The sequence below is a fragment of the Reyranella sp. genome, from assembly GCF_004296935.1.
Taxonomy (GTDB): domain Bacteria; phylum Pseudomonadota; class Alphaproteobacteria; order Reyranellales; family Reyranellaceae; genus Reyranella.
Genome location: NZ_SCVH01000004.1, coordinates 1 through 10,213 on the forward strand (window position 1 = coordinate 1; position 10,213 = coordinate 10,213).

Consider the following 10,213-nt stretch of genomic DNA (forward strand, 5'->3'; position numbering starts at 1 on the left):
TGTATGGTTTGTCGGGAAGCGCCAGCGGAGCGTCCACAGGCTGAGGAGTTACAGCAACTGGCGGCATTGCTGCCGCTGGCGGCGCGATCTTCCAATCCGTCGCATCCCATTTCACGCCGAACGCGTGAACGGGTCGCTCGATATTCTTGAGCGCGAGGCTGCCGAGGTCCTCGAAGGTCGCCTTCAAACGTCCGGCAACCGCCTCATGAACGGTTCGCGAGATCACAACGCCGCCTGCCGGTGCCTCTCCTTCCAGGCGCGCGGCGACATTGACGCCATCACCGTAAAGATCATCACCATCCACGATCAGGTCGCCGAGATGCAGGCCGATGCGAAAGACGATGGCGGTGTCGGCGGGCGCGTCCTTGTTGGCCTCGATCATTGCCTGCTGGAACTCGATGGCCGCGCCCAAGGCATCCACTGCACTGGGAAACTCGACGAGCACGCCGTCGCCGGTCAGCTTGACCAGCCGGCCGCCGTGACGCGCAAGTATCGGCTCCAGCCGGTCGGTGCGATGGGCCTTCAACCGGGCAAGGGTGCCGTTCTCATCGCGGCCCATCAGGCGTGAGTAGCCAACGACATCCGCCGCCAGGATCGCTGCCAGTCGCCTTGTCACCCGCTCGCCGGTCAAAAAGGCCCCCAAATTCCTCGCTCAACGTAGCTCAGGAGGTTTGTATCTTAGGTAACGTGGGCGGTGGTGTCGTCCCTGTTTTGGGGGCTCGCAACTGGCAGGACTTTCGCGGGACGGACGCAACCTAGTACGCTTGGGCCTTCTCGGCCCGGACGCGCTGCATCTGCTAGGGTCGGCTTACTGCCTAAGGAAACGCATCTGGAGATCGGTGTTACGCTCGCCGGGCGCACACACTGCGGTTCTCGCTTTGACAGCCCGGTCGCGGCATGCAAGTTTTCAACTGGCGCCGGCCATGAGATGGGCTTAGCGATTTTCTCTCGGCCGCCGACGTCGCAACGCGTGGTCCCGTGATCGGGCATCCTGTTGCGTTGTTGCAGTGTGGCGTTTGTCCCGCAACACGATTTGCCTGCTTCTCAAGCGGACCTCACGAAATAACAAACGGGAGGTTAATGTCATGTCAGGCATAGCTCGTGCGTTACTTGTGTCGGCCGCAGTCGCCATGACCGCTGCCGTGGTTGCCCTTCCCGCGCAGGCACAGGACAAGGTGCGCTGGAAGATGCAGAGTACCTTCGGCAGCCAGCTGCCGCATATCGGCACCTCGGCCGTGCGCTTTTCCAAGAACGTCGACCGGCTGTCCGCCGGCAAGTTCGAGATCAAGTTCTACGAACCGGGAGCACTGATCCCGCCACTGGAATGCTTCGACGCGGTGTCGAAGGGCTCCATCGAATCGTGCTGGACCACGCCGGGCTACCATACCGGCAAGTACCCGGCGCTCGCCTTCTTCACCACCGTGCCGTTCGGACCGCCGATCGGCGAATTCCTCGGCTGGAAGTGGTTCGGCGGCGGCAACAAGCTCCGTGACGAAATCTATGCAAAGCACGGCCTGGTCGCGATCGACTCCTTCGCCATCGCACCGGAGACTTCGGGCTGGTTCCGCAACGAAGTGAAGTCGGTGGCCGAACTCAAGGGCATGAAGATGCGCTTCTTCGGCCTCGGTGCGCAGGTCATGCAGAAGCTCGGCGTGTCGACCCAGCTGCTGGCGGCCGCAGACATCTATCAGGCATTGGAGCGAGGTGTCATCGATGCCACCGAGTTCTCCATGCCGACCATGGACACGAGGCTCGGCTTCCACCAGATCGCCAAGTACAACTACTTCCCCGGCTGGCACCAGCAGGTCTCGGTGAGCGAACTGCTCATGAACAAGGCCGCCTGGGACAAGCTGTCGGATCAGAACAAGGCGATAATCGAGATCGCACTCGGCGAATCGACCATGCACACCTACGTCGAGAGCGACCACTCCCAGTTCGCCGCCATGGCGGAATACCAGGCGAAGAACGGCGTCAAGGTGAAGCGCTGGAGCGACGAGGACCTGGCCGCGTTCGAGAAGGCCTGGATGGAGGTTCTGGCTGAGGAATCGGCCAAGGATCCGCTGTTCAAGAAGGTCGCTGACCACTACCTCGACTATCGCAAGAAGTTCTCGGTGTGGGGCGCATCGCAGACGATGAAGCCGACCTATCTCAGCAAGTGAACGCGATGCCGGCGCGGCTCCTGCCGCGCCGGCACCTTCAACCAACGGAAACATGTCGATGCACGGAGCCGGCGATCCGGATCCATGGTGCATCTTGCACCCGCGGCTGGGTGAAATGACGAGATCGGGAGGGGACATGCCGAGAGAAACCTTACGGCCAGCGTCGCGCCGGCTGATCGGCGGTCCCGGGACGGCGTCATCATGAACGCAGTGCTGAAGCTGGCAGAGGCTTTGCGGCGGATGCTCGAGTGGATCGCGCTGGCTTCCGGCTGGTTGCTCGTCGTCATGGCCTGCGTGACCACCTTCGACGTGGTGGCGCGCAAATTCGGATTGCAGCTGCCCTATACCAAGCTGCAGGAGCTCGAGTGGCACTTCCACGCGGTGATCTTCTCGATGTGGATGGGCTACTGCTACACGATCAACGCCCATCCACGGGTCGATTCTTTTCTGGAAGGCAAGTCGTATCGCGCCCGGGCGTGGGTCGAGTTGTTCGGATGCCTGCTGCTGGCGCTGCCCTACGTCACGCTGGTCGCCTACTTCAGCCTCGACTACGTGGCCAATTCGTATGCTCTCAACGAGCAGTCGGACAGCACCGTAGGTCTCACCCACCGCTGGGTCATCAAGGGCATCTTCGCCCTCGGCCTGTGGCTGGTCGTGCTCGGCATCCTGAGCGTGCTGCTGCGCGTCATCGTGTTCCTGTTCGGTCAAAAATCGAACGAGGAAGTCAACCTGCAGATCGGCCATGTGGAGGCGGACGTCTAGTCCGGCGAAAGGGGAAACCATCGTGATCGATTGGCTGACCGACTACCTCTCGCTCATCATGTTCGTGAGCATGTTCTTCTTCATCTTCCTGGGCTATCCCGTGGCCTTCATCATGGGCGGGCTGGCGCTGGCTTTCGCCCTCGCCGGGGCCTATCTCGGCGTTTTCAATCTCGTCAGCCTATCCGACATCGTGCTGCGCATGTGGGCCGGCGTCGCCGCCGACCCGGTGCTCGCCTCGATTCCCATGTTCATCTTCATGGGCGCTATCCTGGAACGGTCGGGATCGGCCAAGGACATGCTGTCCGCCACCGAGCTCCTGATGAAATGGTGCCCCGGAGCGCTCGCCGTCTCCGTCATGGTCATGGGCACCATCCTGGCCGCGCCCATCGGCGTGGTCGGCGCCGCAGTGATCACCCTGTCGGTGATCGCGCTGCCGCAGATGATGGCGGCGGGCTACAACAAACAACTCGCCATCGGCACCATCGCGTCGGCCGGCACGCTCGGTATCCTGATCCCGCCGGCGATCATGCTGGTGGTGATGGCCGAGATGCTGGCGACGTCGGCCGGCAACCTGTTCCTGGGCGCGATCATGCCGGGCTTCGTGCTGTCCGGCCTTTACACCGTGTACATCATCGCCGTCGCGATCCTGAAGCCGGGCATGGCCCCGAAGATGCCGGCGGATTTCGGGCCGCAGACCCGCACCGAGTTCTGGCGCGCGCTGTGGCGTGGGCTGTTCCCGATGACCGCCCTCCTGGTGGTCGTCCTTGGCTCGATCTTCGCCGGCTGGGCGACGCCGACGGAAAGCGGCGCGGTGGGCGTGCTCGGCTCGATGCTGATCGCCGCCCTGAACAAGCGCATGACCATGCGGATGATGACCGAGTCGATCTTCCAGAGCTGCCGGGCCAACGGTCTGGTCTTCATGATCTTCCTCGGCGCCACCGGCTTCTCCTACGTGTTCCGCGTGCTTGGCGGCGACGACGTGATGATCTCGACGCTGCAGTACTTCGGCATCACGACGAAGTGGGAAATGCTGACATTCATCATGGTGCTGATCTTCCTGCTCGGCTTTCCGTTCGAGTGGATCGAGATCTGCCTGATCGTGCTGCCGATCTTTGGGCCGATCCTGATGAAGTTCGATTTCTCCGACCACCTGGGTGGCAGCAACACCGGACTGATGACCTGGTTCGGAACGCTGGTCGCGGTCAACCTGCAGACGGCCTTCATGACACCGCCTTTTGGCGCCACGCTTTTCTACATGAAAGGCACCGCGCCACCCGGCGTCACCATGAAGGACGTCTACCAGGCGATGTATCCCTTCGTCGGCCTGCAGGTTCTCGGCTTGCTTCTCTGCATCTGGTTCCCGGAGATCAGCCTGTGGCTGCCTCGGCTGGCCGGCTTCATCGACTGAGGCGTGTTGGCTCGTAGCGGATCGCTAGCTTGATGGATCTGAAATAGTCCGGTCTTCGTTGGCGTGTCCTTCTTGGACGATGTCAGATGCTCATGAATGTCCAGTCGATGGCATCGACGATCCTGTCGCGGAACGCCCTCAGGTCTCCCACCGAGCCGCGCAGCTTCGTCACCGGCACGTTGGTGAGCGACGGCATGAGCAGGACGAACTCCCGGCCGCCGATCTCGACGACGGGCATCAGCCGGCCGCCGACCAGACCAATCGCCGGGCGCGCACGAGTGGATTGGAAAGACCTCAAGCTGCATCGCCAGGCTGGGCTGGTCATCACGGGCGGCGAGATGATCCCGTAGCATCTCGGCGCGGACCTTCTCGGTCATGCGCGCGGCCAGCGCCTCGGCCAAGGCCGTTTCGGCCACCTGCGACGCGTCGATGCCCTGGGCCTACGCCTTGGCGTAGAGGTCGCCGTTCAGGGTGAGGCGGACCGTGCGTTTCCGGGCCACGGGATCGTAGGCGAGCCGCCGCATTGCAAGTCTCCTCACTGTTGGCGCCGACGGCGGGACAGGAGGGCCTGCGCGACGAATACCAGGGCAAGATAGGCCACGATACACAGCACCAGCACGCCGACCTCGCCCACGGTCGGTTCGGTGATGAGGGCAACGAGGCGGTCGCCCACGATGGAAACGAGCAGCAGGCCCGGCGTCATGCCGACGACCGACCCGATGGCGAAGTCGGCGAACCGGATGCCGCTCGCGCCCAGGGCCAGATTGACCACCGTGCCGGGCGCCACCGGTACCACCCGGAAGGCCACGACCACCAGGACGCCGCGCTTCCTTGCCCCCTCGAGGATGCGCCGGAGCTTCGGACCGAGGAGGCGCTCCACCGTCGCCTTTCCGAGCCAGGCACCGACGAAGTAGACGAGAAACGCGCTCGTGAAGACGCCCAGCGCCGAATAGGCGAAGCCGAGCCACGGCCCGAAAACCGCCGCCGTGGCAAGCATGAGCAAGTTGACCGGGAAGGCCACGGCGGCGGCGATCAGATACGCCGCCAGGACCCAGATTGGTGCCCAGGGGTCGCCTCTGGCACTGGCCAGGAAGTGCCGTATCCGGTCGGCGGTGACGATCTCGGCAAGGCCCGTGAAGTGCCAGGCGAAGGCGATTGCCATGATCCCGAGCAGGAGGATCGCGACGGTCAGGAGGGCCTTGGTCTGCATGACGGGACGCACAGTACGGCAAAGGGCGCCGGACGCCACCGGGACGGAATGCCGGAAATTAAATTTGCAAGTTCAGCAAGTTTATGCCATGTTTTCTGTCAGGCTGGCGGGGATTGCGCCGGCCTCTTTCGTTTGTTCCGGCAAGACCTGCCCGCGGCCGCCCGCGGGTTCGCCTAAGGGCTTGGTGCAGCCGCCGCGGGTCCTGACCCGCGGGTGAGACACAATCCAAACCGCCCAAAGGGCTTCGTGCCGGCCGTGCCGGTGCCAACAGGAAAAAGAGCCACGCCTCGAACCGTGGACAGACATTGGTGCGCCGGGTCGGGAGACAGATCCGGGCCCAACACTCCCACGTTTCAGGTGGGCCCGCCGGGACGGGTAAAAGCCCGTATTCATTGGCTTTCCGGCGCGCGGAGAGCCGATATTCTGTCGGTCGAGTTGGGCCAGTTTTGAAAAGTTGGGCCCGCAGCGAGAGGAGCTAGCCGCCGCCCTCGCCGCCGACGGCGATCACCGTCAGCTTCTCCGGCAGCTGCTCCTTCACGATCTCGACCGAGCGCCGGTCGGGCCAGATGAAATCTGCGTCGAGGGTCGCCATCAGGCCCTCGAAGCGGTCGAGCTGGCCGCGGCCCCAGTAGTGCATGGGCAGCACGACGCGGGGCTGGATCTGGCGGATCACGTCGACCATCAGCGGCATGCCCATGGTGTAGGAGCCGTCGATCGGCACCATCAGCACGTCGATGCGGCCGAGTTCCTCGAGATGGTCCCCGGTCAGGCGGTGATGCAGGTGGCCGAGATGGGCGAGGCAGAGGTCGCCCACGGCGTAGATGAAGATCGAGTTGCCGTTGATGCGGGCCGAGCCGCCGTCCCAGTCGCGGGCGTTGGTCGGCACGTTCCACACCTTCATGTCCTTCAGCGTGACCTCGTGCTTGGCCTCGCTCTCGCCGGGTTGGCTCGGCCAGCCGCGCAGCACGTGGGTGATGCCCTCCTCCGGATCGTCGGTGAAATGCGTGGAGTGGGCGTTGTTCATGGTGACGATGTCGGGCCGGCGGCCGAAGCCGTTGACGCCGTTGTAGTCGGTGATGGCGCGCACGCCCTGCGGCGTGTCGATCTGGTAGCTGGAATGGCCGAGGAAGGTGACGATCACGCGGTTGGGCGAGAGATCGGCCGCCAGCTGGAAGCCGCCCTGGAGGCCATCGAGCGACGCCACCTGAACCCCTGATCCGAACTGGACCATGTTCTTCGAGCAGCGCGCCAAGGCAGGGCCTGCCAGCAGGGCGAAGGCGGCGACGAGCAGGGCAACGATGGGAAATCGGGCGGGAAATCGAAGGGTCATTCGGCCTCCGGGGCAGGACGGCAGCTTCATCCAGAAAGCAGTCACTGTGCCAGCACGGACTCCCGTTGACTCCCTGCTTGAATCTATTTAGAACAAAAATAGAACAAACTTATCCCCAACCTATTCAACCCAATCTTTTGAGGGGGCGATGCCGGTCATTTCCCCGAGTGCTTTTGCTCCTCCCGTCGTTCCCCGGGCCACCGCCCAGGCCGCCAACGATACGGCGGGGCCCGTCTCGACGAGCCTGCGCGAAAAGGTGCGCCGGCTGGAGCGCGCCCACAGCGTCCAGCACGCCGGCAAGGCCGCCGTGCCCACAGGCCTGCCGACCATCGACGCCCTGCTGCCCGAAGGCGGGCTGCTGACCGGCGCCCTGCACGAGATCGAAGCCGGGCCCGCCCCCTCCGGCCGCGTCGCTGCCCACGATGGCGCCGCCCTCGGCTTCGCCGCCCATCTGATGGGCCGCTTCGCCGCGCGCACGCCCGGCACGCTCCTGTGGTGCCGCCGGCCGTCGGGCGTGTTCGATGCCCCACCTTACGCGCCCGCCCTCGCCGCCTGGTTCGATCCGGCGCGCCTGCTGGTGGTCACGGCGCGGCGCGACGAGGATGTGTTCTGGGCGATGGAGGAAGGCCTGCGCTGCCCCGGCATCGCCGCCGTGCTGGGCGAGACGCGGGCCACCGACGCCACTTCAGGCCGACGCCTCTCGCTCGCGGCCGAGAAGAGCGGCGTGCCTGCGCTCCTGCTGCGGCCCCAGCCCGCGCCGCCGCAAAGCGTGTGCGTGACGCGCTGGCGGATCGCCTCGGCGCCCTCGCGCTCGACGCCGGGCCTGCACGATATCGGCGCCGCGCGCTGGCGCCTCGAGTTGCGGCGCAACCGCTTCGGCGCGCCGTCGATTGCCGAAATCCCGTCCTGGCTGGTGGAGTGGAACGATGAAACGCATTGTCTCGCTGTGGTTCCCGAAACTCTCCACGGATCGGCTGGCGCGCGCTTCGACGAAAGCCTCTTCGAAGAAAGAATGGTCAGCTAGAGCCGCCGCCACCGTCGTCTGGCGCGAGGGCTGCCCGCGCCTCGCCGCGCTCAGCGCCCATGCCCGCACCGCGGGCCTGCGTCCCCACATGCGGCTGGCCGATGCCCGTGCGCTGGTGCCCGACCTCGTCACCACGCCGGGCGAGCCGCAGGCCGACCAGCGCCTGATCGAGGCGATCGCCGACTGGTGCGACCGCTACACGCCCTGGGTGGCGATCGACCCGCTGGGCGGAGCCCTCGCCGAAGAAGGAGCGGAAGCCTGCAGCGCCGGCGGCTTCGGCGGCGATGCCGGCCTGCTGCTCGACGTCACCGGCTGCGCCCATCTCTTCGGGCCGGACGAGGCGGGCGAACGCGCCCTGCTGGCCGACCTGGTCGCGCGCCTCGCGCGTCACGATTTCACCTGCCGTGCCGCCATGGCCGACACCGCCGGCGCCGCCTGGGCGCTGGCGCGCTATGCCGAACGCCAGGCCGATCTCTTCTGTCCGCGCCATGGCCAGCGCGACGCTCTTGCGTCGCTGCCGGTCGAAGGCCTGCGCCTCGATGCGCCGATCCTGGAAACCTTCGTGAAGCTCGGCCTGCGCCGCATCGGCGATCTCTATCCCCTGCCGCGCGCGCCGCTGGCGCGCCGCTTCGGCGACCTGCCGCTCACCCGCCTCGACCAGGCGCTGGGCGCGCGCGACGAGGTTCTCGAGCCACGCCGGGCCGTGCCTGCCTTCCGCACGCGTCTCAGCTTCGTCGAGCCGATCGGCCGGCCCGAGGACATCGCCGCCGCCACCAGCCGCCTGCTGGCCGCCCTCTGCCGGCAGTTCGAACAGGCAGGCGTGGGCGCCCGCAAGCTCGAAATCGCGCTCTACCGCGTCGACGGCTCGGTCGACCGCACCTCGATCGGCACCAGCCGGCCCAATCGCGACAACCCGAAACTGATGAAGCTGTTCGAGGAGAAGCTCGGCGAACTCGATCCCGGCTTCGGCGTCGAGTTGATGATCCTGGCCGCCCCCGAGGTCGAGGCCTGGAGCGGCACCCAGGATGTGTTGCCCGAGGCCGGCACGCTCGCGCTCTCGCTCGGCTCCGACGGCACGATCGACCTCGCCGACCGGCTGGCGCTGCGGCTGGGGCCTGAGAACGTGGTGCGGCTGCTGCCGCGCGACAGCCATCTGCCCGAGCGCGTGCAGGTCGCGGCAACCGTCTCGTCCAAACCTGCTGCCGACGGTGCCTGGAAGCATCTGGCCGGCCTAAAAGGTGCGCGGCCGACGCGACTGCTGCAGCGACCCGAGCCGGTCGATGTCACCGCCTTCGTGCCCGACGATCCGCCGTCGGTCTTCCACTGGCGCCGGCACGCCCATCGCATCGTGCGCGCCGACGGGCCGGAGCGGATCGCCGACGAATGGTGGCGGCCCCGGCCCGACGGCAGCCGGCCTCCGGCCAATACCGTGCCGCCGGTGCGCGACTACTACCGGGTGGAGGACGACGACGGCGGCCGCTTCTGGCTGTTCCGCGATGGTCCCTACAAGCTCGCCGCCAGCGGCCAGCCGACGGCGCGTTGGTTCCTCCATGGCTTCTGCGCCTAGGGAAAGCAGGGGGAGAAAAGATGCAAAAGCCGAAGAACACCCTGACCATTCGTGGACTCGATGACAAAATCATCGAGCGTCTGAAGGCGCGTGCCCGTACCAAGGGCCGCTCGTTGGAAGCCGATCTGCGCGATCTGCTGACCCACACCTCGCGCCAGCCTCTGGTCCTCGATGCGCTGGCCGAGGCTGATCGCATCGCCGCCATGACGCCCGGTGACCGATGATCGTCGTCGTCGATCCCGGCGTCACCATCAAGTGGTTCGTCGAGGAGCCGCTGCGCCCGCAGGCGCGTTCGCTGCTGGTCAACCGCCACGAGCTGATCGCCCCCGACATCCTGATCGCGGGCGTGGCCGACCTCGCCTGGAGGAAAGCGGCAAGTGGCGAGATCGCGGCCGATCAGGCGACTTCCATCGTCCGCAACATCGCCTTGCCGGCCTTCATTTCCGCCTTCGTCGAATCGCCCCGGCTGCGCAACCGCGCCTTTGCCCTGGCACTGCAATGCGGCTGGCCGGTGCACGACTGCTTCTACGCCGCCTGCGCCGAAGCAGCCTCGGCGCCGCTGATCAGCGCCGACGAGGCTTTCCTGCAGGCGCTGCAGACCGAAGGGATCGCACTGCGCGGCGTGCCGCTCGCCCGCGTGCACGAGCTCGACGCCGCGTGACGCCATGGACTACGCCGAGCTCCAGGTCACGACCAACTACAGCTTCCTGCGCGGCGGCTCGCATCCCAAGGAGCTGGTCGAGCGGGCGATAG

The 10,213-nt window shown here is 66.0% G+C and carries 11 protein-coding genes; 7 read left to right on the plus strand and 4 right to left on the minus strand.

All coding sequences use genetic code 11. The annotated features are described in order from the left end of the window. Window positions 1-631, minus strand: a 631-nt coding sequence (locus tag EPO55_RS00340; protein ID WP_296334384.1) for an adenylate/guanylate cyclase domain-containing protein, incomplete at its 3' end; no start/stop codon positions are given. Window positions 632-1,085: 454 nt separating this feature from the next. On the opposite strand from EPO55_RS00340, the gene EPO55_RS00345 reads away from it, so the two are divergent. The 3 genes from EPO55_RS00345 to EPO55_RS00355 all read left to right on the plus strand — a co-directional run bounded on the left by EPO55_RS00345 (window position 1,086) and on the right by EPO55_RS00355 (window position 4,329). Continuing rightward, window positions 1,086-2,159, plus strand: coding sequence for a TRAP transporter substrate-binding protein (locus tag EPO55_RS00345; RefSeq protein ID WP_296334385.1), 1,074 nt, complete (start codon window positions 1,086-1,088; stop codon window positions 2,157-2,159). Between the two features lie 201 nt (window positions 2,160-2,360). After that, window positions 2,361-2,921 (plus strand): TRAP transporter small permease subunit, encoded by a 561-nt coding sequence (locus EPO55_RS00350; RefSeq protein WP_296334386.1) that lies wholly within the window; start codon window positions 2,361-2,363, stop codon window positions 2,919-2,921. A gap of 22 nt (window positions 2,922-2,943) precedes the next feature. Then, window positions 2,944-4,329, plus strand: coding sequence for a TRAP transporter large permease subunit (locus EPO55_RS00355; protein WP_296334387.1), 1,386 nt, complete (start codon window positions 2,944-2,946; stop codon window positions 4,327-4,329). An 82-nt stretch (window positions 4,330-4,411) separates the two neighbouring features. Here EPO55_RS00355 and EPO55_RS00360 read toward each other — a convergent pair whose 3' ends face one another. From EPO55_RS00360 to EPO55_RS00370, 3 genes are all read right to left on the minus strand, one after another. After that, entirely contained in the window at window positions 4,412-4,654 is a 243-nt protein-coding gene (locus EPO55_RS00360; RefSeq protein ID WP_296334388.1) for a CcdB family protein, read from the minus strand. A gap of 210 nt (window positions 4,655-4,864) precedes the next feature. Continuing rightward, a complete protein-coding gene (locus EPO55_RS00365; RefSeq protein WP_296334389.1) occupies window positions 4,865-5,539 on the minus strand; it encodes a VTT domain-containing protein in 675 nt (224 codons plus the stop codon). Between the two features lie 475 nt (window positions 5,540-6,014). Continuing rightward, window positions 6,015-6,869 carry an MBL fold metallo-hydrolase gene (locus tag EPO55_RS00370; RefSeq protein WP_296334390.1) on the minus strand — a complete coding sequence of 285 codons (855 nt, stop codon included), beginning with the start codon at window positions 6,867-6,869 and terminating at the stop codon, window positions 6,015-6,017. Between the two features lie 148 nt (window positions 6,870-7,017). On the opposite strand from EPO55_RS00370, the gene EPO55_RS00375 reads away from it, so the two are divergent. From EPO55_RS00375 to EPO55_RS00390, 4 genes are read left to right on the plus strand one after another with little or no spacing between them, the layout of a single operon-like run. Beyond that, window positions 7,018-7,893 (plus strand): damage-inducible mutagenesis protein, encoded by an 876-nt coding sequence (locus EPO55_RS00375; RefSeq protein WP_296334391.1) that lies wholly within the window; start codon window positions 7,018-7,020, stop codon window positions 7,891-7,893. After that, window positions 7,796-9,460, plus strand: a complete 1,665-nt coding sequence (locus EPO55_RS00380) for a DNA polymerase Y family protein (protein ID WP_296334392.1) — start codon at window positions 7,796-7,798, stop codon at window positions 9,458-9,460. The genes EPO55_RS00375 and EPO55_RS00380 overlap by 98 nt, the downstream gene beginning before the upstream one ends. A gap of 20 nt (window positions 9,461-9,480) precedes the next feature. Beyond that, complete coding sequence (locus EPO55_RS00385; protein WP_296334393.1) at window positions 9,481-9,684, plus strand: hypothetical protein; 204 nt, start codon at window positions 9,481-9,483, stop codon at window positions 9,682-9,684. Beyond that, entirely contained in the window at window positions 9,681-10,121 is a 441-nt protein-coding gene (locus tag EPO55_RS00390) for a type II toxin-antitoxin system VapC family toxin (protein ID WP_296334394.1), read from the plus strand. The genes EPO55_RS00385 and EPO55_RS00390 overlap by 4 nt, the downstream gene beginning before the upstream one ends. Window positions 10,122-10,213: the final 92 nt, after the last annotated feature.